Source organism: Actinomycetospora chibensis (assembly GCF_028737215.1).
Lineage (GTDB): Bacteria > Actinomycetota > Actinomycetes > Mycobacteriales > Pseudonocardiaceae > Actinomycetospora > Actinomycetospora chibensis.
Genome location: NZ_JAQZAM010000014.1, coordinates 1 through 19,724, shown reverse-complemented (window position 1 = coordinate 19,724; position 19,724 = coordinate 1). Strand labels below are relative to the sequence as shown.

The following is a 19,724-nucleotide window of genomic DNA, read 5'->3' as shown; positions in this document are numbered from 1 at the left end:
GGGGCCGGCCCGCGGACCTTCGATACACCGCTCACCCATCCAGGGGAGAACCTTTGCTCGACGTCAACTTCTTCGACGAGCTGCGGATCGGTCTGGCCACCGCCGACGACATCCGCCAGTGGTCCTTCGGCGAGGTCAAGAAGCCCGAGACCATCAATTACCGCACGCTCAAGCCCGAGAAGGACGGACTCTTCTGCGAGAAGATCTTCGGTCCGACCCGGGACTGGGAGTGCTACTGCGGCAAGTACAAGCGCGTCCGCTTCAAGGGCATCATCTGTGAGCGCTGCGGCGTCGAGGTGACCCGGGCCAAGGTGCGCCGCGAGCGCATGGGCCACATCGAGCTGGCCGCGCCGGTCACGCACATCTGGTACTTCAAGGGCGTCCCGTCGCGCCTGGGCTACCTGCTCGACCTGGCGCCCAAGGACCTCGAGAAGATCATCTACTTCGCGGCGTACGTGATCACGGACGTCAACAAGGACCAGCGTCACGCGGACCAGTCGACGCTGGAGAACGAGATCTCCGGGGAGCGCAAGCGCCTCGAGACCCAGCGCGACAACGACCTCGAGGCCCGCGCGCAGAAGCTCGAGAGCGACATCGCCGAGCTCGAGGCCGAGGGCGCGAAGTCCGACGTGCGGCGCAAGGTCAAGGAGGGCGGCGAGCGCGAGATGCGCCAGCTGCGCGACCGTGCGCAGCGCGAGATCGACCGCCTCGACGAGGTCTGGACCACGTTCGTCAAGCTCGACCGTGCCCAGCTGATCTCGGACGAGACGCTCTACCGCGAGCTCTACGACCGCTACGCGGACTACTTCACCGGCGCCATGGGTGCCGAGGCGATCCAGAAGCTCCTGGAGACCTTCGACATCGACGCCGAGGCCGACAACCTCCGCGAGACCATCCGCTCGGGCAAGGGCCAGCGCAAGCTGCGCGCGCTCAAGCGGCTCAAGGTCGTCGCGGCGTTCCAGGCCACCGGGAACCGTCCCGGCGGCATGGTGCTCGACTGTGTCCCGGTCATCCCGCCGGACCTGCGCCCGATGGTGCAGCTCGACGGTGGCCGCTTCGCGACGTCGGACCTCAACGACCTGTACCGCCGGGTCATCAACCGCAACAACCGCCTCAAGCGACTGATCGACCTCGGCGCGCCCGAGATCATCGTCAACAACGAGAAGCGGATGTTGCAGGAGGCCGTCGACGCGCTGTTCGACAACGGCCGTCGCGGCCGGCCGGTGACCGGGCCGGGCAACCGCCCGCTCAAGTCGCTGTCCGACCTGCTCAAGGGCAAGCAGGGCCGGTTCCGTCAGAACCTGCTCGGCAAGCGCGTCGACTACTCCGGCCGTTCGGTCATCGTCGTCGGCCCGCAGCTCAAGCTGCACCAGTGCGGCCTGCCCAAGCAGATGGCGCTCGAGCTGTTCAAGCCGTTCGTCATGAAGCGGCTGGTCGACCTCAACCACGCGCAGAACATCAAGTCCGCGAAGCGCATGGTCGAGCGTCAGCGCGGCCAGGTCTGGGACGTGCTCGAGGAGGTCATCAACGAGCACCCGGTGATGCTGAACCGGGCGCCCACGCTGCACCGCCTCGGCATCCAGGCCTTCGAGCCGCAGCTGGTCGAGGGCAAGGCCATCCAGCTGCACCCGCTGGTCTGCGAGGCGTTCAACGCCGACTTCGACGGTGACCAGATGGCGGTCCACCTGCCGCTGTCCGCCGAGGCGCAGGCCGAGGCCCGCATCCTCATGCTGTCGGCGAACAACATCCTGTCGCCGGCGTCCGGCAAGCCGCTGGCCATGCCGCGCCTGGACATGGTGACCGGCCTGTACTACCTCACCCAGCGCCGCGAGGGCACGGCCGGCGAGGGCCGGGCGTACTCGTCGGTGGCCGAGGCGATCATGGCGTTCGACCTGGGGTCGCTCGACCTCCAGGCGCCGATCAAGATTCGCCTCGTGGGCTCGGTCGTGCCCGGTCCGGGGATGACGAACGGCTCCCACGAGCCGGGCAAGCCGTGGCTGGCCGACACGACGCTGGGTCGGGTGCTCTTCAACGAGCTGCTGCCGGAGGACTACCCCTTCGTCAACGACCAGCTGCCGAAGAAGCGCCAGGCCGCGATCATCAACGACCTCGCCGAGCGCTACTCGATGACCGAGGTCGCGATGACCCTGGACCGGCTCAAGGACGCCGGCTTCCACTGGGCCACGCGCTCGGGCGTCACCATCGCCATCGACGACGTCGTCGTGCCCCCGCGCAAGCAGGAGATCCTCGACGAGTACGAGACGCGCGCGGAGCAGGTCAACAAGCGCTACCAGCGCGGTGCGCTCTCCTACCAGGAGCGCAACGACGAGATGGTGCGCATCTGGGGCCAGGCCACCGAGGAGGTGGCGAAGGCGATGGAGGACAACTTCCCCGCCGACAACTCCATCTCCCGGATCGTCGCCTCGGGCGCGGCCGGCAACATGACCCAGGTCCGCCAGCTGGCGGGCATGAAGGGTCTGGTCGCGAACCCGAAGGGCGAGTTCATCCCGCGCCCGATCAAGTCGAACTTCCGCGAGGGCTTCTCGGTCGTCGAGTACTTCATCTCGACACACGGCACCCGCAAGGGTCTGGCCGACACCGCCCTGCGGACCGCCGACTCGGGCTACCTGACCCGGCGTCTCGTCGACGTCTCGCAGGACGTCATCGTCCGCGAGGTCGACTGCGGCACCGAGCGCGGCATCCCGATGCCGATCGGCGAGGAGGGCCCGGACGGGACCCTGGTGCGCGACATCCACGTCGACACCAGCGTCTACACCCGGACCGCGGCCTCGGCCGTCACCGACGCCGACGGCAACGTGCTGCTCGACCGCGGTGCCGACATCGGCCAGCAGGCGATCGACGCCCTCCTGGGCTCGGGCGTCGGCAAGGTCCGGGTCCGCAGCGTCCTGACCTGCGACTCGGCTCAGGGTGTCTGCGCCCGCTGCTACGGCCGCTCGCTGGCCACCGGCAAGCTCGTCGACGTGGGCGAGGCGGTCGGCATCGTCGCCGCCCAGTCCATCGGTGAGCCCGGCACGCAGCTGACGATGCGCACCTTCCACACCGGTGGCGTCGCGGGTGAGGACATCACCACGGGTCTGCCGCGTGTGCAGGAGCTCTTCGAGGCCCGCGTCCCGAAGGGCAAGGCGCCGATCGCCGACGTCGACGGCCGCATCCAGCTCGAGGACGGCGACAAGTTCTGGAAGATCACCCTCATCCCGGACGACGGGAGCGAGGAGGTCGTCTACGACAAGCTGTCCAAGCGCATGCGGCTCGCCACGGTGCCGGTCGACGGCTCCGAGCGCCCGCTGCAGGACGGCGACCACGTGGGCGTCGGTCAGCAGCTGCTCGAGGGCACGGCCGACCCGCACGAGGTGCTGCGCGTGATGGGCCCCCGCGAGGTGCAGCTGCACCTCGTCGACCAGGTGCAGAAGGTGTACCGGTCGCAGGGTGTGTCGATCCACGACAAGCACATCGAGGTCATCGTCCGGCAGATGCTCCGCCGGGTGACGATCATCGACTCGGGTGCCACCGAGTTCCTGCCCGGTGGTGTCGTCGACCGCGCCGAGTTCGAGGCGGCCAACCGCAAGGTGGTCTCCGAGGGCGGCGACCCGGCGGCGGCCCGCCCGGTGCTCATGGGCATCACGAAGGCCTCGCTGGCCACCGAGTCGTGGCTGTCCGCCGCCTCCTTCCAGGAGACGACGCGCATCCTCACGAACGCGGCCATCGAGGGGAAGTCCGACAGCCTGGTCGGACTGAAGGAGAACGTGATCATCGGAAAGCTGATCCCGGCCGGCACCGGCATCAACCGGTACCGGAACATCCAGGTCCAGCCGACCGAGGAGGCCCGCGCGGCCGCCTACGCCCTGCCGAGCTACGACGACGGGTACTACGCCCCCGACGTGTTCGGCTCGGGCAGCGGTGCCGCCGTGCCGCTCGACGACTACGACTTCGGCCAGTTCCGCTGACCTCGAAGGCGTAGCACCGCACGACACCGGAGGGCGTCCCCGCACCAGCGGGGGCGCCCTCCGTCGTGTGCGCGGTCGGTGGTGCGAGGGACGCCTCGGCTGCTCTCAGGGCGCTCAGGGCGCCCCTCGCTTCTGTGGAGCGGCGCGCGGTCGGTGACGCGAGGGACGCCTCGACTGCCTCCAGGGCACCCAAGGCGTCCCTCGCTCCCCACCAGGCCCGGAGCGCCCACGGAGGGCGTCACAGGGGGCCGGGTTGCACGGCGCTCCGGCGGTGGGGGATGCTGTGGAGGTCCGGTCGTCGTCCTGCGGCGGCATGGTGGCCCGTGAGGCGCCCACCGAGGACACCCGAGGGGCCCCGGAGCTCAGGACGCCGGTGGCATTCCCGGAGACCGCCAAGAGGCGGTCCGGGCCCTGATCCGACCCGCTGCATGCTGCCGTGCGGGATGCGCGTACCCTGGAACGCAGAGCCCGACGTGGTCGGGTCGTTCCGCGTGCCGGTGGGTGTGTGGTGCGCCGGTTCCCGAGCGGGGAGCCACGGCGCCCCTCTCCCCGGCCGGCCGACAGAGCCGGTACCCCGGGTGCGGACGTACGAGCCCGATCAGACAGTCCAGAGGAACGGAAGTCAGCGCACTCGATGCCCACCATCCAGCAGTTGGTCCGCCGGGGCCGCGAGGACAAGGTCGAGAAGACCAAGACCGCGGCCCTGAAGGGGAGCCCGCAGCGCCGTGGCGTCTGCACCCGCGTCTACACCACCACGCCGAAGAAGCCGAACTCCGCGCTGCGCAAGGTCGCGCGCGTCCGGCTCTCGAACGGCATCGAGGTCACCGCCTACATCCCGGGCGAGGGCCACAACCTGCAGGAGCACTCGATCGTGCTCGTGCGTGGTGGCCGGGTGAAGGATCTCCCCGGCGTCCGGTACAAGATCATTCGCGGCGCGCTGGACACGCAGGCGGTCAAGAACCGCAAGCAGGCCCGCAGCCGCTACGGGACGAAGAAGGACAAGAGCTGACATGCCGCGTAAGGGACCCGCACCGAAGCGTCCGCTGGTCGCCGACCCCGTCTACGGGTCGCCCCTCGTGACGCAGCTCGTCAACAAGGTACTCGTCGACGGGAAGCGCTCGTTGGCCGAGCGCATCGTCTACGGCGCCATGGAGGGCTGCCGGGAGCGCAACGGCGCCGACCCGGTGGTCACGCTCAAGCGCGCGCTGGACAACGTGAAGCCGGCCCTCGAGGTCCGCAGCCGCCGTGTCGGTGGCGCGACCTACCAGGTGCCGATCGAGGTCCGGGCCGGCCGCTCGACCACGCTCGGCCTGCGTTGGCTGATCACGTACTCCCGCGCCCGTCGCGAGAAGACGATGATCGACCGGCTCTGCAACGAGCTGCTCGACGCCTCGAACGGCCTCGGCGCGGCCGTGAAGCGCCGCGAGGACACCCACAAGATGGCGGAGTCGAACAAGGCGTTCGCGCACTACCGCTGGTGATCGCGTGGGGCGCCGGGGTGCGAACCACCCCGGTCCCCGACCGATCCGAGAACACCCGCCGCGGGACCCGCGGCGACGACCCGACGGAAGAGGAATCTCGTGGCACGCGACGTGCTGACCGACCTGGGCAAGGTCCGCAACATCGGGATCATGGCCCACATCGACGCGGGCAAGACCACCACGACCGAGCGCGTCCTGTTCTACACCGGCATCAACTACAAGATCGGTGAGGTCCACGACGGCGCGGCCACGATGGACTGGATGGAGGAGGAGCAGAAGCGCGGCATCACGATCACGTCCGCCGCGACGACCTGCTTCTGGAAAGACCACCAGATCAACATCATCGACACGCCGGGTCACGTCGACTTCACGGTCGAGGTCGAGCGCTCCCTGCGCGTCCTGGACGGCGCCGTCGCCGTCTTCGACGGCAAGGAGGGCGTGGAGCCGCAGTCGGAGACGGTGTGGCGCCAGGCCGACACCTACAACGTCCCGCGCATCTGCTTCGTCAACAAGATGGACAAGCTCGGCGCGGACTTCTACTTCACCGTGCAGACGATCAAGGACCGCCTCGGCGCCAAGCCGCTGGTCCTGCAGCTGCCGATGGGGTCGGAGTCGGAGTTCTACGGCGTCGTCGACCTGGTGCGCATGCGCGCGCTGACCTGGCGCGGTGACGTGTCCAAGGGCGAGGACTACGCGGTCGAGGAGATCCCGGCCGAGATGGCCGAGCAGGTCGCCTCCTACCGCGAGGCGCTGCTCGAGGCCGTCGCCGAGAAGGACGACGCGCTCATGGAGCGCTACTTCGCCGGCGAGGAGCTCACCGTCGAGGAGATCGAGCACGGCATCCGCGCCGTGACCGTCACCGGCGAGGCCTACCCGGTCATCTGTGGTTCGGCGTTCAAGAACAAGGGCGTGCAGCCCATGCTCGACGCCGTCATCGCCTACCTGCCGGCGCCGACCGACGTCCCGCCGGTCGAGGGCACGCTGCTCGACGGCGAGACGCCGATCCAGCGCAGCCCCAACACCGACGAGCCCTTCGCGGCCCTGGCGTTCAAGATCGCCGCGCACCCGTTCTACGGGAAGCTGACCTACGTCCGGGTCTACTCGGGCAAGGCCTCCCAGGGCACGCAGCTCATCAACTCGACCAAGGACCGGAAGGAGCGCATCGGCAAGTTCCTGCAGATGCACTCCAACAAGGAGAACCCGGTCGACAACGCCACCGCCGGCCACATCTACGCGGTGGTGGGCCTGAAGGACACGACCACGGGCGACACCCTCTGCGACCCGCAGAACCCTGTGATCCTCGAGTCGATGACCTTCCCGGAGCCGGTCATCTCCGTCGCGGTCGAGCCGAAGTCGAAGGCCGACCAGGAGAAGCTGTCGACGGCCATCCAGCGTCTCGCCGACGAGGACCCGACCTTCCGGGTCAACCTCGACGAGGAGACCGGGCAGACGATCATCTCGGGGATGGGCGAGCTCCACCTCGAGGTGCTGGTCAACCGGATGAAGTCCGACTACAAGGTCGAGGCCAACATCGGTAAGCCGCAGGTGGCCTACCGCGAGACCATCCGCAAGACGGTCGACAAGTACGAGTACACGCACAAGAAGCAGACCGGTGGTTCGGGGCAGTTCGCCCGCGTCATCATCAAGCTCGAGCCGCTCGAGAAGACGGCCGACGGTCCGCTCTACGAGTTCGACAACAAGGTGACCGGTGGTCGCGTCCCGCGGGAGTACATCCCGTCGGTGGACGAGGGCGCCCAGGACGCGATGCAGTACGGCATCGTGGCCGGCTACCCGATGGTCGGGCTCAAGCTGACGCTGCTCGACGGTCAGTACCACGAGGTCGACTCGTCGGAGATGGCGTTCAAGGTCGCCGGATCGATGGCGCTCAAGGAGGCGGCCCGCAAGGCCGACCCCGCGCTGCTCGAGCCGGTGATGGCCGTCGAGGTGAACACCCCCGAGGACTACATGGGTGACGTCATCGGCGACCTCAACTCCCGCCGTGGCCACATCCAGGCCATGGAGGAGCGGGCCGGCGGCCGCGTCGTACGCGCGATCGTCCCGCTCTCGGAGATGTTCGGCTACGTCGGCGACCTGCGGTCGCGGACCCAGGGCCGGGCGAACTACTCCATGCAGTTCGACTCCTACGCGGAGGTCCCGGCCAACGTGGCCAAGGAGATCATCGCGAAGGCGACCGGCGAGTGACGCGGGTCCGTGACCCGGGTGAGAGCCCGGGTCGCGGACCACGTCGCGGGACGTCACAGGGCTTTCGCTAGCCTCGTGTCGGCCCTCTCGGTCCTCCGAGACACGGCAGGACCCACCGACGAGCACCACCCGGCCCGTCCCGTCACGAGGGACGAGCCAGGAGAACACAGTCCAGGAGGACGAGAGCAGTGGCGAAAGCCAAGTTCGAGCGGACCAAGCCGCACGTCAACATCGGCACGATCGGTCACATCGACCACGGGAAGACGACGCTCACCGCGGCGATCACCAAGGTGCTGCACGACAAGTTCCCGCAGCTCAACCAGGCGTCGGCCTTCGACATGATCGACAAGGCGCCGGAGGAGCGGCAGCGCGGCATCACGATCTCGATCGCGCACGTCGAGTACCAGACCGAGAAGCGCCACTACGCGCACGTCGACTGCCCCGGGCACGCCGACTACGTCAAGAACATGATCACCGGTGCCGCCCAGATGGACGGCGCCATCCTCGTGGTGGCCGCCACCGACGGCCCCATGCCGCAGACCCGCGAGCACGTGCTGCTCGCGCGCCAGGTCGGCGTCCCCTACATCGTGGTGGCGCTGAACAAGGCGGACATGGTCGACGACGAGGAGATCATGGAGCTCGTCGAGATGGAGGTCCGCGAGCTCCTCTCGTCGCAGGACTTCCCCGGCGACGACCTGCCCGTGGTCCGCGTCTCCGCGCTCAAGGCGCTCGAGGGCGACGCCGAGTGGGGCGACGCCATCATGAGCCTGATGGACGCCGTCGACGACAGCATCCCGTCGCCGGAGCGTGACACCGACAAGCCGTTCCTCATGCCCGTCGAGGACGTCTTCACGATCACGGGCCGCGGCACCGTCGTCACCGGCCGCGTCGAGCGCGGCATCGTCAAGGTGAACGAGGAGGTGGAGATCATCGGCATCCGCGCGAAGTCGACGAAGACCACCACCACGGGCATCGAGATGTTCCGCAAGCTCCTCGACGAGGGACGCGCCGGCGACAACGTCGGTCTGCTCCTGCGCGGCATCAAGCGCGAGGACGTCGAGCGCGGCATGGTCATCGGCAAGCCCGGTTCGATCACGCCGCACACCGAGTTCGAGGGCCAGGTCTACATCCTGGGCAAGGACGAGGGCGGACGGCACACGCCGTTCTTCAACAACTACCGCCCCCAGTTCTACTTCCGGACCACCGACGTCACCGGCGTGGTGACGCTGCCGGAGGGCACGGAGATGGTCATGCCCGGTGACAACACCGAGATGTCCGTCCAGCTGATCCAGCCGATCGCCATGGAGGAGGGCCTCCAGTTCGCCATCCGTGAGGGTGGCCGGACGGTCGGCGCCGGTCAGGTCACGAAGATCAGCAAGTAGGACAGGGGAAGGGGCTCGAGCCCCTTCTCCGACCCCGGTGGGGCTCGGCCCGAGCGGCCGTGCGACACTGGACACCTAGCTCGCACGGGGCGGTCGGCTCAGGCTGTATCGAGTCGACCGCCCTGCTGTGAGCGGGGGTCCGAGAGCCACACCGTGGGCCCGGATCGCCCGGCCATCGTGCCGGGGGTCCACCGTGCCGCCCCTCGTGTCGAGGAGCGGGACGGACACACGTTGAACAGCGCGGGGTCCGCGGGGCCGCGGTGTGCGGAGTGCACACGGCGGAGCCTGTCGACCGACTCGACACACCCGACCGCGTGGACCGGAGACGGTCTCGCTCGGGGGTGTCCGGGCCGGAGGCATGAGCACCGGGGCGTCTCGAGAACCTGGCCAGCCACCAGGGGTCACACCCTGGCGGGACGAGAAGAGGAACGGCAAAGCCACCATGGCGGGACAGAAGATCCGCATCCGGCTCAAGGCCTACGACCACGAAGCGATCGACGCGTCGGCTCGCAAGATCGTCGAGACCGTGACGCGCACCGGCGCCTCCGTGGTCGGGCCCGTGCCGCTGCCCACCGAGAAGAACATCTACTGCGTCATCCGCTCGCCGCACAAGTACAAGGACTCGCGCGAGCACTTCGAGATGCGCACCCACAAGCGACTGATCGACATCGTCGACCCCACGCCGAAGACGGTGGACGCGCTCATGCGCATCGACCTGCCGGCGAGCGTCGACGTGAACATCCAGTGAGGTCGGCAGTGACGACAGCGAATGCAGCCAATGCAGCGCCGGCACGCCACGAGCGGAAGATGAGCGGCGTCCTCGGCACCAAGGTCGGCATGACCCAGGTGTTCGACGAGTCGAACCGCATCGTCCCGGTGACCGTGGTGAAGGCCGGCCCCTGCGTCGTGACGCAGGTGCGCACCCCCTCGGTGGACGGCTACAACGCCGTGCAGATCGCCTTCGGCGCCATCGATCCGCGCAAGGTGAACAAGCCGGAGACCGGCCACTTCTCCAAGGCCGGGGTGACCCCGCGGCGCCACCTCGCGGAGCTGCGCACCAGCGACGCGAGCGAGTACGAGGTCGGCCAGGAGGTCACCGCCGAGGCGTTCGCCGCCGGTGCCGTCGTCGACGTCTCGGGCACCAGCAAGGGCAAGGGCACGGCGGGTGTCATGAAGCGCCACGGCTTCGGCGGCCTCGGGGCCAGCCACGGCACGCAGCGCAAGCACCGCTCGCCGGGCTCCATCGGCGGCTGCGCCACCCCGGCGCGTGTCTTCAAGGGCACGCGCATGGCCGGCCGGATGGGCAACGAGAAGGTAACCACGCAGAACCTGACCGTGCACGGCGTGGACGCCGACGCGGGCCTGCTGCTGATCCGCGGCGCCGTCCCCGGCCCGCGCGGCGGCCTGGTTCTCGTCACGTCGGCCGCCAAGGTCGACCCCGCGAAGGGCGGTGAGCAGTGAGCACCCCGGGCCAGGACAAGGCAGCCGACGGACACACCCCCGGAGTGACCGACTCCGAAGGCCCCGACGCGGCCGAGCAGACCGAGGCCGGCACCAGCTCGGCGACGGCCGCGGCCACCGCCACGCTCCGGGCGACGCACGGTCACTCGACCCGTCGCCGCGGCTACACGGCCGGCGAGGCACGTCGTCTCGCCCGGCGGGACCAGCACGCGACGGCCTCCGGCGAGACGCGCTCCGTGCCGGTGAACACCCCGACCGGCGGGACCGACGGCACCGTGGAGCTCCCGGGCGTGCTGTTCGACGCCCCGGCCAGCACCGCGCTGATGCACCAGGTCGTCACCGCGCAGCTCGCGGCGGCCCGTCAGGGCACGCACGACACCAAGACGCGCGGCGAGGTCCGCGGCGGCGGCAGGAAGCCGTACCGCCAGAAGGGCACCGGCCGCGCCCGCCAGGGCTCGGTGCGCGCACCGCAGTTCACCGGCGGCGGCACGGTCCACGGACCGACGCCGCGCGACTACGACCAGCGGACCCCCAAGAAGATGAAGGCGGCCGCCCTGCGCGGCGCGCTGTCGGACCGCGCCCGTCACGAGCGCATCCACGTCTTCTCGGCGCTGATCGAGGGCACCGCCCCGTCCACCAAGGGCGCCCGCACGGCGCTCTCGGGCGTGGTGACGTCGGGTGCGGAGCTCCGCAACGTGCTCGCCGTCGTCGCCCGCGAGGACGAGGCCGGCCGCCGCAGCGTGGCCAACCTGCCGGCGGTCCACATGATCACGCCGGACCAGCTCAACACCTACGACGTCCTGCGCGCCGACGACGTGGTCTTCACGTCCGCGGCGCTCGAGGCCTTCATCGCCTCGCGCACGGTCACCGACCCGCCCGCCCAGAAGGAGGCCGAGAAGTGATCGCCGACCCGCGAGACGTGATCATCGCGCCGGTCATCTCCGAGAAGAGCTACGGCCTGCTCGAGGAGCGCCAGTACACCTTCCTGGTGCGCCCGGACGCGAACAAGACGCAGATCAAGGTCGCCGTTCAGCAGATCTTCGACGTGCAGGTGGCCAGCGTGAACACGCTGAACCGTGAGGGGAAGCGCAAGCGCTCCCGCCGCGGCTTCGGCAAGCGCAAGGACACCAAGCGCGCGGTCGTGACGGTGACGCCCGAGAGCCGGACCATCGACGTGTTCGGCGCGCCCGGGGCAGGGAGCTGACCATGGGAATCCGCAGGTACAAGCCGACGACCGCGGGGCGGCGCGGCGCGAGCGTCTCGGACTTCGCCGAGATCACGCGCGACCACCCCGAGAAGTCGCTGATCCGTCCGCTGCACAACAAGGGCGGCCGCAACGTCACCGGGCGCATCACGACCCGGCACCAGGGCGGGGGCCACAAGCGGGCCTACCGGCTCATCGACTTCCGTCGCCACGACAAGGACGGCGTGCCGGCCAAGGTCGCTCACATCGAGTACGACCCGAACCGCACCTCGCGCATCGCGCTGCTGCACTACGCGGACGGCGAGAAGCGCTACATTATCGCCCCGGAGCGGCTGCACCAGGGCGACACGGTGGAGGCCGGCCCCAAGGCCGACATCAAGCCGGGCAACAACCTCCCGCTGCGCAACATCCCGACCGGTACGACGATCCACGCGATCGAGCTCCGCCCCGGTGGCGGCGCCAAGATCGCGCGCTCGGCCGGCTCGAAGGTGCAGCTGGTGGCCAAGGACGGCCCCCACGCCCAGCTGCGGATGCCCTCGGGCGAGATCCGCAACGTGGACGTCCGGTGCCGCGCCAGCATCGGCGAGGTCGGCAACGCCGAGCACTCGAACATCAACTGGGGCAAGGCGGGCCGCAACCGCTGGCGCGGCAAGCGCCCGTCGGTGCGCGGTGTCGCCATGAACCCGGTCGACCACCCGCACGGCGGTGGTGAGGGCAAGACCTCCGGTGGTCGCCACCCGGTCAACCCCGCCGGCACGCCCGAGGGCCGTACCCGAGGCCGGAAGGAGAGCGACCGCATGATCGTGCGTCGCCGCCGCACCGGCAAGGGCAAGAAGAAGCGCTGACGAGAGCAGGAGGGAGCGAAGCGATGCCACGCAGTCTCAAGAAGGGCCCGTTCGTCGACGACCACCTGCTCAAGAAGGTGGACGCGCTCAACGAGGCCAACCGCAAGACGGTCATCCGGACCTGGTCGCGCCGTTCGACGATCATCCCGGACATGATCGGCCACACGCTGGCCGTGCACGACGGACGCAAGCACGTCCCCGTGTTCGTCTCGGAATCCATGGTCGGGCACAAGCTCGGCGAGTTCGCCCCGACCCGCACGTTCCGCGGGCACGTCAAGGAGGACCGCCGCTCCCGCCGTCGCTAGTCGACGCCGGGATACAGCGCGCGGGACCTCCATGGCCCGGAATCAGGAAGGAACGTCAGAGATGTCTGCACCAGCCGACACCGACACGGCCCCGCGCGGGGCCGTGGCGCGGGCGCGCTACGTGCGCATGTCGCCGATGAAGGTCCGTCGCGTGGTGGACCTGGTGCGCGGCATGCCCGTGGGCGAGGCCGCCTCGGTGCTGCAGTTCGCCGAGCTCAAGGCCGCCCAGCCGGTGGCCAAGGTCGTCGCGAGCGCGGTGGCCAACGCCGAGAACAACGTCGATCTGGACCGCGCGAACCTGGTGATCTCCACGATCACCGTGGACGAGGGTCCGACCATGAAGCGGTTCCAGCCCCGCGCGCAGGGCCGGGCGTACCGCATCCGGAAGCGGACCAGCCACATCTACGTCGAGGTCACCGAGGTGGCCGCGGCGAAGGGCGGCCGAGCGCGTTCGAAGAGGAGTGGCCGCTGATGGGCCAGAAGATCAACCCGCACGGCTTCCGCCTCGGTATCACCACCGACTGGAAGTCGCGCTGGTACGCCGACAAGCAGTACGCCGACTACGTGGCCGAGGACGTCAAGATCCGCCGCATGCTCTCCAAGGGCATGGAGCGGGCCGGCATCTCCAAGGTCGAGATCGAGCGCACGCGTGACCGCGTCCGCGTCGACATCCACACCGCGCGTCCGGGCATCGTCATCGGGCGCCGCGGCGCCGAGGCGGACCGCCTGCGCGGCAACCTGGAGAAGCTGACCGGCAAGCAGGTCCAGCTGAACATCCTCGAGGTCAAGGGTGCCGAGGCCGACGCGCAGCTCGTCGCGCAGGGCGTCGCCGAGCAGCTGTCCAATCGTGTGTCGTTCCGCCGCGCGATGCGCAAGGCCATGCAGTCGGCCATGCGCAGCCCCGGCGTGAAGGGCATCCGGGTGCAGTGCTCCGGCCGGCTCGGTGGCGCCGAGATGTCGCGCTCCGAGTTCTACCGCGAGGGGCGCGTGCCGCTGCACACGCTGCGCGCGGAGATCGACTACGGCCTGTTCGAGGCCCGGACCAACTTCGGCCGCATCGGCGTGAAGGTCTGGATCTACAAGGGCGACGTGGTCGGCGGCAAGCGCGAGTCCGAGCGCCAGGCCGCGCTCGACGCCGCGACGCGCGACCCGCGTGGTGGCCGTGGCCGTGGCGGCGGCTCGAACGACCGTCCCCGCGGGCGTCGTTCCGGCTCGTCGGGCACGACCGGGACGAGCACCGAGGCCGGGCGCGCCGCAGCTGCCGAGCAGGCAGGTGCGGGTGCGACCACGGGCGGGGCCCCCGCCGGCGCCGCCCCCGAGGCGACCACGCAGACGGAGTCCTGAGTCATGCTGATCCCCCGCAAGGTCAAGTACCGCAAGCAGCACCGGCCGGACCGGACGGGCGCCGCCAAGGGCGGCACCCAGATGTCCTTCGGCGACTACGGCATCCAGGCCCTGGAGCACGCCTACGTCACCAACCGGCAGATCGAGTCCGCCCGTATCGCAATCACGCGGCACATCCGCCGTGGCGGCAAGGTGTGGATCAACATCTTCCCGGACCGGCCGCTGACCAAGAAGCCGGCCGAGACCCGCATGGGTTCCGGCAAGGGCTCGCCCGAGAAGTGGGTGGCGAACGTGAAGCCGGGCCGGGTCATGTTCGAGATGAGCTACCCGAACGAGGCCACGGCCCGCGAGGCGCTGCGTCGCGCGCAGCACAAGCTGCCGATGCGCTGCCGCATCGTGAGCCGTGAGGAGAGTTTCTGATGGCCGCCGGAACCCCCGCGAGCGAGCTCCGGGAGCTCAACGCCGAGGAGCTCGTCGCCCGCGCCCGTGAGGCGAAGGCCGAGCTGTTCAACCTGCGCTTCCAGATGGCGACCGGGCAGCTGGACAACAACCGTCGACTGCGGACCGTGCGCCACGACATCGCGCGCATCTACACGGTGATGCGCGAGCGCGAGCTCGGCCTGTCGGTCGCCCCCGATGAGGAGGGAGCGGCATGAGCGAGAGCACCGCTGAGACCACTGCTCCGGCGAGCTCGGGCGCCACCGCCCCCGAGCGTGACGAGCAGGAGCAGGTCCGCGCCGAGGTCAAGCAGGCCGACAAGGCCCAGCAGACCCCGGGCGAGGCCCGCAACGACGACCGTGGCCTGCGCAAGGTGCGTGAGGGTCTCGTCGTCTCGGACAAGATGGCCAAGACCATCGTCGTCAGCCTCGAGGACCGGGTGAAGCACCCGCGCTACTCGAAGGTCATCCGGCGCACGAAGAAGGTCAAGGCGCACGACGAGAACAACACCGCCGGCCCCGGCGACCGCGTGCTCCTCATGGAGACCCGGCCGCTGTCGGCCACCAAGCGCTGGCGTCTCGTCGAGATTCTCGAAAAGGCCAAGTGATCCTTGGAAACCGTCCGCTCGTGCGGGCAGGTCAGGAGAAGAAGTGATCCAGCAGGAGTCGCGGCTGCGTGTCGCCGACAACACGGGTGCACGGGAGATTCTGTGCATCCGCGTTCTCGGGGGCTCGTCCCGCCGCTACGCGGGCATCGGCGACGTCATCGTGGCGACCGTGAAGGAAGCCATCCCGGCCGCCGGTGTCAAGCGCGGCGAGGTCGTCAAGGCCGTCATCGTGCGCACCCGCAAGGAGAAGCGCCGCCCGGACGGCTCGTACATCAAGTTCGACGAGAACGCAGCCGTGCTCATCAAGAACGACCGTGAGCCCCGCGGGACCCGCATCTTCGGCCCCGTGGGCCGCGAGCTGCGCGACAAGAGGTTCATGCGGATCATCTCGCTCGCGCCGGAGGTGCTGTAGCAGATGAAGGTCAAGAAGGGCGACACGGTCGTCGTCATCGCCGGCAAGGACAAGGGCGCCAAGGGCAAGGTCATCAAGGCCTTCCCCGACCGCGACAAGGTCCTCGTCGAGGGTGTCGGCCGCGTCAAGAAGCACACGGCCCAGTCCGCCAACCAGCGCGGCGCCCAGAGCGGCGGGATCGTCACCCAGGAAGCGCCGATCCACGTCTCGAACGTGATGGTCGTCGACCCCGACGGCAAGCCGACCCGCGTCGGCAGCCGCGAGGGTGGCGAGGGCGAGCAGAAGCGCGTGCGCATCGCGCGCCGTAGCGGGAAGGACCTCTCGTGACCACGACCGAAGCTCCCGAGACGACCCGTCCGCGGCTGCAGCAGCGCTACCACGACGAGATCAAGAACGCGCTGTCGGAGCAGTTCGGGTACACGAACCCGATGCTGATCCCGGGCGTCGTCAAGGTCGTCGTGAACATGGGCGTCGGCGAGGCCGCGCGGGACTCCAAGCTGATGGAGGGCGCGGTCCGCGACCTCACCCTCATCGCCGGCCAGAAGCCGGAGATCCGCAAGGCCCGCAAGTCGATCGCGCAGTTCAAGCTGCGCGAGGGCATGCCGATCGGCGCCCGCGCGACCCTGCGCGGCGCGCGGATGTGGGAGTTCCTGGACCGGCTGCTGACCATCGGCCTGCCGCGCATCCGTGACTTCCGCGGTCTCTCGCCGAAGCAGTTCGACGGCTCCGGCAACTACACGTTCGGTCTGTCGGACCAGACGATGTTCCACGAGATCGACCAGGACTCGATCGACCGGCCGCGGGGCATGGACATCACCGTGGTCACCTCCGCGACCACCGACGAGGAGGGCCGGGCGCTGCTCCGTCAGCTCGGCTTCCCGTTCAGGGAGAACTGAGAATGGCGAAGAAGGCTCTGGTCAACAAGGCCGCGAAGACCCCGAAGTTCAAGGTTCGCGGCTACACCCGGTGCAACCGCTGCGGGCGCGCCCGTGCCGTGCTTCGGAAGTTCGGGCTCTGCCGCGTGTGCCTGCGCGAGATGGCGCACCGGGGCGAGCTCCCGGGCGTCAGCAAGGCGTCCTGGTGAGCGCGGCGAACACCTCCGCGAACACCGCCGAGGTCCCCGAGGCCCCGAGCGAGGGCGCGATCGACCCCGCGCTCCTGCGTCTGATCCAGCGCGTGGCGCACCGCGAGCACATGCTCGTCGGCGTCGCCTCGCCGACGGCGCATCCCCGAACCACCGCTCAGAAGAGCTCCACACGCCGCAGGCCCGCCATCGGGACCGCGCGCACGGCCTCCGTGCGCCCGACCCGGGGAACCACGGCGAGGAAGGTGACCTGGTCATGACGATGACCGACCCGATCGCGGACATGCTGACGCGCATCCGGAACGCCAACTCGGCGTTCCACGAGAGCGCGACCATGCCGCACAGCAAGCTCAAGACCCACGTCGCGCAGGTCCTCCTGGACCAGGGCTACATCGCCGGGTTCCGCACCGAGGACGCCACGGTGGGCAAGTCCCTCGTGGTCGACCTCAAGTACGGGCCGAACCGCGAGCGCAGCATCGCCGGCATCAAGCGCATCTCGAAGCCGGGTCTGCGCATCTACGCCAAGTCCAACGAGCTCCCCCGGGTGCTCGGCGGTCTCGGCGTCGCCATCATCTCGACGTCCTCCGGTCTGCTGACCGACCGGCAGGCCTACCAGCGACGGATGGGCGGGGAAGTCCTCGCCTTCGTCTGGTAACGGCTCGGAAGGAGAGGGACCAGACAATGTCACGTATCGGCAAGGCCCCGATCACCGTGCCGTCCGGCGTGGACGTCGCGGTCGAGGGCCAGCAGGTCACCGTCAAGGGACCGAAGGGCACGCTGAGCCACACCGTCGACGAGCCCATCCGGGTCTCGGTCGACGACGGTGTCATCTCGGTGGCCCGCCCCGACGACGAGCGGGACAACCGTGCGCTGCACGGCCTGTCGCGCTCGCTGCTCAACAACCTCGTGCAGGGCGTGAGCCAGGGCTACGAGCGCAAGCTCGAGATCCACGGCGTCGGCTACCGCGTGCAGCTCCAGGGCTCGACCCTGGTGTTCGCGCTCGGGTTCAGCCACCCGGTCCGGATCGATCCGCCCGAGGGCATCACGTTCGCGGTCGAGAGCCCCACGCGGTTCTCCGTGCAGGGCATCGACAAGCAGCTGGTCGGCCAGGTGGCCGCCAACATCCGCTGGCTGCGCCGTCCTGACCCGTACAAGGGCAAGGGCGTCCGGTACGCCGGCGAGCAGATCCGCCGCAAGGTCGGGAAGACGGGCAAGTGATGGCTACCAACACCGAGAGCACGACCACGGCAGCGCCCAAGGACAAGGCCAGGGGCCACCTGGGCAAGAACATCTCGGAGACGCGTCGCACGGGTCGCACCCGACGCCACGTCCGGCTGCGCAAGAAGATCGCCGGCACGCCGTCGCGTCCCCGTCTGGTCGTCACCCGCTCGACCCGGCACATCACGGCGCAGGTGGTCGACGACATCGCCGGTCACACCCTCGCCCACGCCTCCACGCTGGAGGCGGACGTGCGCGGGCTGGAGGGCGACAAGAAGGCCCAGGCCGCGAAGGTGGGGGAGCTCATCGCCGCTCGCTCGCGGGCCGCCAGCATCGACGCGGTCGTCTTCGACCGCGGCGGTCGCCGCTACCACGGTCGCATCGCGCAGCTCGCGGATGCGGCCCGCGAGGGGGGTCTGCAGTTCTGATGCGGACTCCCAGGACGAACACGATTGGAAGGAACGCCTGATGCCGGGACGCACACGGCGCGACGGGCCCGCGGGCTCGGGCGCACAGGGCGGCGAGCGTCAGGGCGGCAGCGCCGGTCGCGACCGCCAGCAGGGCGGCCGCGACCGCCAGCAGGACCGCACCCCGCACCTCGAGCGCGTCGTCGCCATCAACCGCGTGGCCAAGGTCGTCAAGGGTGGTCGTCGCTTCAGCTTCACCGCCCTGGTCGTCGTCGGTGACGGCGACGGCATGGTCGGCGTCGGCTACGGCAAGGCCAAGGAGGTGCCCGCCGCGATCGCGAAGGGCGTCGAGGAGGCGAAGAAGAACTTCTTCCGCGTCCCGCGCGTCGGCGGCACCATCACGCACCCGATCCAGGGCGAGGACGCCGCGGGCGTCGTCCTCCTGCGTCCGGCGAGCCCCGGTACCGGCGTCATCGCCGGTGGCCCGGTGCGTGCCGTGCTGGAGTGCGCGGGCATCGCCGACATCCTGTCGAAGTCGCTCGGCAGCCAGAACGCGATCAACATCGTGCACGCCACCGTGGCGGCGCTGAAGGGCCTGCAGGTCCCCGAGGCCGTCGCCGCCCGTCGTGGCCTGCCGATCGAGGACGTGGCGCCGGCGCGCATGCTGCGTGCCCGGGCCGCGCAGGGAGCGTCGTGATGGCCGACCTCAAGGTCACCCAGACCCGGTCCCAGATCGGGGGCAAGCGCAACCAGCGCGAGACGCTGCGGACCCTGGGGCTCCGGCGCATCGGTGCCACCGTCGTGCGCCCGGACACGCCCCAGAACCGCGGCCTGATCAACACCGTTCGTCACCTGGTGACGGTCGAGGAGGTGGGGAGCGATGGCTGAGTCGTCCCCGATCAAGCTGCACCACCTGCGCCCGGCCCCGGGCGCCAAGACCGCGAAGACCCGTGTCGGTCGCGGTGAGGCGTCGAAGGGCAAGACCGCCGGTCGCGGTACCAAGGGCACCGGCGCGCGGAAGAACGTCCCCGCGGGCTTCGAGGGCGGCCAGATGCCGCTGCAGATGCGTCTGCCGAAGCTCAAGGGCTTCCGCAACCGCAACAAGGTCGTCGCGCAGGTCGTCAACGTCGGCGACCTCGCCCGGCTGTTCCCCGACGGCGGCGAGGTCGGCCCGGCCGAGCTCGTCGAGGCGGGCGCCGTGCGCGCCGGCCGTCCGATCAAGGTGCTCGGCACCGGCGAGGTCGGGTCGGTGACGCTGCGCGTCACCGCGCACTCGTTCTCGGGCTCGGCGAGCGAGAAGCTGACCGCCGCCGGCGGCAGCGCCACCGTCGTCGAGTAGCAGTACCCCTCGTGACGCACGCACCGGCCC

Annotated in this window: 27 protein-coding genes; all 27 read left to right on the top strand. The window is 69.8% G+C overall.

Annotated features, from left to right (window positions below; all coding sequences use genetic code 11):
- The first annotated feature begins 53 nt into the window (after nucleotides 1-53).
- The 27 genes from PH189_RS21000 to rplO all read left to right on the top strand — a co-directional run bounded on the left by PH189_RS21000 (nucleotide 54) and on the right by rplO (nucleotide 19,694).
- A complete protein-coding gene (locus PH189_RS21000) occupies nucleotides 54-3,965 on the top strand; it encodes a DNA-directed RNA polymerase subunit beta' (RefSeq protein ID WP_274190776.1) in 3,912 nt (1,303 codons plus the stop codon).
- Nucleotides 3,966-4,599: 634 nt separating this feature from the next.
- Complete coding sequence (gene rpsL / locus PH189_RS20995; protein ID WP_116708457.1) at nucleotides 4,600-4,974, top strand: 30S ribosomal protein S12; 375 nt, start codon at nucleotides 4,600-4,602, stop codon at nucleotides 4,972-4,974.
- 1 nt (nucleotide 4,975) lies between these two features.
- A complete protein-coding gene (gene rpsG / locus PH189_RS20990; RefSeq protein ID WP_274190775.1) occupies nucleotides 4,976-5,446 on the top strand; it encodes a 30S ribosomal protein S7 in 471 nt (156 codons plus the stop codon).
- Nucleotides 5,447-5,545: 99 nt separating this feature from the next.
- Nucleotides 5,546-7,648 (top strand): elongation factor G, encoded by a 2,103-nt coding sequence (fusA, locus tag PH189_RS20985; RefSeq protein WP_274190774.1) that lies wholly within the window; start codon nucleotides 5,546-5,548, stop codon nucleotides 7,646-7,648.
- A 188-nt stretch (nucleotides 7,649-7,836) separates the two neighbouring features.
- A complete protein-coding gene (gene tuf / locus PH189_RS20980) occupies nucleotides 7,837-9,030 on the top strand; it encodes an elongation factor Tu (protein ID WP_133829621.1) in 1,194 nt (397 codons plus the stop codon).
- Nucleotides 9,031-9,472: 442 nt separating this feature from the next.
- Entirely contained in the window at nucleotides 9,473-9,778 is a 306-nt protein-coding gene (rpsJ, locus tag PH189_RS20975) for a 30S ribosomal protein S10 (protein ID WP_116708461.1), read from the top strand.
- 59 nt (nucleotides 9,779-9,837) lie between these two features.
- A complete protein-coding gene (gene rplC / locus PH189_RS20970) occupies nucleotides 9,838-10,491 on the top strand; it encodes a 50S ribosomal protein L3 (RefSeq protein WP_274190773.1) in 654 nt (217 codons plus the stop codon).
- Nucleotides 10,492-10,727: 236 nt separating this feature from the next.
- Nucleotides 10,728-11,393: a 50S ribosomal protein L4 gene (gene rplD / locus PH189_RS20965; protein WP_274190953.1), complete on the top strand. Its 666-nt coding sequence runs from the start codon at nucleotides 10,728-10,730 to the stop codon at nucleotides 11,391-11,393.
- Nucleotides 11,390-11,695 (top strand): 50S ribosomal protein L23, encoded by a 306-nt coding sequence (rplW, locus tag PH189_RS20960; RefSeq protein ID WP_274190772.1) that lies wholly within the window; start codon nucleotides 11,390-11,392, stop codon nucleotides 11,693-11,695. Before rplD ends, rplW begins: the two co-directional genes overlap by 4 nt.
- Nucleotides 11,696-11,697: 2 nt before the next feature.
- Nucleotides 11,698-12,540 carry a 50S ribosomal protein L2 gene (gene rplB, locus PH189_RS20955; RefSeq protein WP_274190771.1) on the top strand — a complete coding sequence of 281 codons (843 nt, stop codon included), beginning with the start codon at nucleotides 11,698-11,700 and terminating at the stop codon, nucleotides 12,538-12,540.
- A 23-nt stretch (nucleotides 12,541-12,563) separates the two neighbouring features.
- Nucleotides 12,564-12,845 (top strand): 30S ribosomal protein S19, encoded by a 282-nt coding sequence (rpsS, locus tag PH189_RS20950; RefSeq protein WP_116708465.1) that lies wholly within the window; start codon nucleotides 12,564-12,566, stop codon nucleotides 12,843-12,845.
- 61 nt (nucleotides 12,846-12,906) lie between these two features.
- Nucleotides 12,907-13,317 carry a 50S ribosomal protein L22 gene (gene rplV / locus PH189_RS20945; protein ID WP_274190770.1) on the top strand — a complete coding sequence of 137 codons (411 nt, stop codon included), beginning with the start codon at nucleotides 12,907-12,909 and terminating at the stop codon, nucleotides 13,315-13,317.
- The gene (gene rpsC / locus PH189_RS20940) at nucleotides 13,317-14,189 is read left to right on the top strand and encodes a 30S ribosomal protein S3 (RefSeq protein ID WP_274190769.1); all 873 of its coding nucleotides are present in this window, start codon (nucleotides 13,317-13,319) and stop codon (nucleotides 14,187-14,189) included. The genes rplV and rpsC overlap by 1 nt, the downstream gene beginning before the upstream one ends.
- A 3-nt stretch (nucleotides 14,190-14,192) precedes the next feature.
- Nucleotides 14,193-14,609 carry a 50S ribosomal protein L16 gene (rplP, locus tag PH189_RS20935; protein ID WP_274190768.1) on the top strand — a complete coding sequence of 139 codons (417 nt, stop codon included), beginning with the start codon at nucleotides 14,193-14,195 and terminating at the stop codon, nucleotides 14,607-14,609.
- A complete protein-coding gene (gene rpmC / locus PH189_RS20930; RefSeq protein WP_274190767.1) occupies nucleotides 14,609-14,845 on the top strand; it encodes a 50S ribosomal protein L29 in 237 nt (78 codons plus the stop codon). The genes rplP and rpmC overlap by 1 nt, the downstream gene beginning before the upstream one ends.
- A 146-nt stretch (nucleotides 14,846-14,991) precedes the next feature.
- Nucleotides 14,992-15,234 carry a 30S ribosomal protein S17 gene (rpsQ, locus tag PH189_RS20925; protein ID WP_274190952.1) on the top strand — a complete coding sequence of 81 codons (243 nt, stop codon included), beginning with the start codon at nucleotides 14,992-14,994 and terminating at the stop codon, nucleotides 15,232-15,234.
- 43 nt (nucleotides 15,235-15,277) lie between these two features.
- Nucleotides 15,278-15,646 (top strand): 50S ribosomal protein L14, encoded by a 369-nt coding sequence (gene rplN / locus PH189_RS20920; RefSeq protein WP_133829612.1) that lies wholly within the window; start codon nucleotides 15,278-15,280, stop codon nucleotides 15,644-15,646.
- Between the two features lie 3 nt (nucleotides 15,647-15,649).
- Complete coding sequence (rplX, locus tag PH189_RS20915; RefSeq protein ID WP_274190766.1) at nucleotides 15,650-15,973, top strand: 50S ribosomal protein L24; 324 nt, start codon at nucleotides 15,650-15,652, stop codon at nucleotides 15,971-15,973.
- Complete coding sequence (gene rplE, locus PH189_RS20910) at nucleotides 15,970-16,542, top strand: 50S ribosomal protein L5 (RefSeq protein WP_274190765.1); 573 nt, start codon at nucleotides 15,970-15,972, stop codon at nucleotides 16,540-16,542. Before rplX ends, rplE begins: the two co-directional genes overlap by 4 nt.
- A gap of 2 nt (nucleotides 16,543-16,544) precedes the next feature.
- The gene (locus tag PH189_RS20905) at nucleotides 16,545-16,730 is read left to right on the top strand and encodes a type Z 30S ribosomal protein S14 (RefSeq protein ID WP_133829609.1); all 186 of its coding nucleotides are present in this window, start codon (nucleotides 16,545-16,547) and stop codon (nucleotides 16,728-16,730) included.
- Nucleotides 16,727-16,990, top strand: a complete 264-nt coding sequence (locus PH189_RS20900) for a hypothetical protein (RefSeq protein WP_274190764.1) — start codon at nucleotides 16,727-16,729, stop codon at nucleotides 16,988-16,990. Before PH189_RS20905 ends, PH189_RS20900 begins: the two co-directional genes overlap by 4 nt.
- On the top strand, nucleotides 16,987-17,385 hold the full coding sequence (rpsH, locus tag PH189_RS20895; RefSeq protein ID WP_274190763.1) for a 30S ribosomal protein S8: 399 nt from the start codon (nucleotides 16,987-16,989) through the stop codon (nucleotides 17,383-17,385). The genes PH189_RS20900 and rpsH overlap by 4 nt, the downstream gene beginning before the upstream one ends.
- Nucleotides 17,386-17,411: 26 nt before the next feature.
- Entirely contained in the window at nucleotides 17,412-17,948 is a 537-nt protein-coding gene (gene rplF, locus PH189_RS20890) for a 50S ribosomal protein L6 (RefSeq protein WP_274190762.1), read from the top strand.
- Nucleotides 17,948-18,376 carry a 50S ribosomal protein L18 gene (gene rplR / locus PH189_RS20885; protein WP_274190761.1) on the top strand — a complete coding sequence of 143 codons (429 nt, stop codon included), beginning with the start codon at nucleotides 17,948-17,950 and terminating at the stop codon, nucleotides 18,374-18,376. Before rplF ends, rplR begins: the two co-directional genes overlap by 1 nt.
- A 40-nt stretch (nucleotides 18,377-18,416) precedes the next feature.
- Nucleotides 18,417-19,052: a 30S ribosomal protein S5 gene (rpsE, locus tag PH189_RS20880; RefSeq protein WP_274190760.1), complete on the top strand. Its 636-nt coding sequence runs from the start codon at nucleotides 18,417-18,419 to the stop codon at nucleotides 19,050-19,052.
- Nucleotides 19,052-19,243, top strand: coding sequence for a 50S ribosomal protein L30 (rpmD, locus tag PH189_RS20875; RefSeq protein ID WP_274190759.1), 192 nt, complete (start codon nucleotides 19,052-19,054; stop codon nucleotides 19,241-19,243). The genes rpsE and rpmD overlap by 1 nt, the downstream gene beginning before the upstream one ends.
- On the top strand, nucleotides 19,236-19,694 hold the full coding sequence (rplO, locus tag PH189_RS20870) for a 50S ribosomal protein L15 (RefSeq protein WP_274190758.1): 459 nt from the start codon (nucleotides 19,236-19,238) through the stop codon (nucleotides 19,692-19,694). Before rpmD ends, rplO begins: the two co-directional genes overlap by 8 nt.
- Nucleotides 19,695-19,724: the final 30 nt, after the last annotated feature.

Bases quoted from the DNA above. Each gene is read 5' to 3' on its own strand.
- rplR (WP_274190761.1), top strand. From the start codon at position 17,948: ATGGCTACCAACACCGAGAGCACGACCACGGCAGCGCCCAAGGACAAG.
- rpsL (WP_116708457.1), top strand. From the start codon at position 4,600: ATGCCCACCATCCAGCAGTTGGTCCGCCGGGGCCGCGAGGACAAGGTC.
- rplV (WP_274190770.1), top strand. From the start codon at position 12,907: ATGTCTGCACCAGCCGACACCGACACGGCCCCGCGCGGGGCCGTGGCG.
- rpsE (WP_274190760.1), top strand. From the start codon at position 18,417: ATGCCGGGACGCACACGGCGCGACGGGCCCGCGGGCTCGGGCGCACAG.
- rplO (WP_274190758.1), top strand. From the start codon at position 19,236: ATGGCTGAGTCGTCCCCGATCAAGCTGCACCACCTGCGCCCGGCCCCG.
- rplC (WP_274190773.1), top strand. From the start codon at position 9,838: ATGAGCGGCGTCCTCGGCACCAAGGTCGGCATGACCCAGGTGTTCGAC.
- rplP (WP_274190768.1), top strand. From the start codon at position 14,193: ATGCTGATCCCCCGCAAGGTCAAGTACCGCAAGCAGCACCGGCCGGAC.
- rpsJ (WP_116708461.1), top strand. From the start codon at position 9,473: ATGGCGGGACAGAAGATCCGCATCCGGCTCAAGGCCTACGACCACGAA.
- rpsG (WP_274190775.1), top strand. From the start codon at position 4,976: ATGCCGCGTAAGGGACCCGCACCGAAGCGTCCGCTGGTCGCCGACCCC.
- rpsS (WP_116708465.1), top strand. From the start codon at position 12,564: ATGCCACGCAGTCTCAAGAAGGGCCCGTTCGTCGACGACCACCTGCTC.
- PH189_RS20905 (WP_133829609.1), top strand. From the start codon at position 16,545: ATGGCGAAGAAGGCTCTGGTCAACAAGGCCGCGAAGACCCCGAAGTTC.
- rpsH (WP_274190763.1), top strand. From the start codon at position 16,987: ATGACGATGACCGACCCGATCGCGGACATGCTGACGCGCATCCGGAAC.
- rplB (WP_274190771.1), top strand. From the start codon at position 11,698: ATGGGAATCCGCAGGTACAAGCCGACGACCGCGGGGCGGCGCGGCGCG.
- rplX (WP_274190766.1), top strand. From the start codon at position 15,650: ATGAAGGTCAAGAAGGGCGACACGGTCGTCGTCATCGCCGGCAAGGAC.
- rpmC (WP_274190767.1), top strand. From the start codon at position 14,609: ATGGCCGCCGGAACCCCCGCGAGCGAGCTCCGGGAGCTCAACGCCGAG.
- rplF (WP_274190762.1), top strand. From the start codon at position 17,412: ATGTCACGTATCGGCAAGGCCCCGATCACCGTGCCGTCCGGCGTGGAC.
- rpmD (WP_274190759.1), top strand. From the start codon at position 19,052: ATGGCCGACCTCAAGGTCACCCAGACCCGGTCCCAGATCGGGGGCAAG.
- rpsC (WP_274190769.1), top strand. From the start codon at position 13,317: ATGGGCCAGAAGATCAACCCGCACGGCTTCCGCCTCGGTATCACCACC.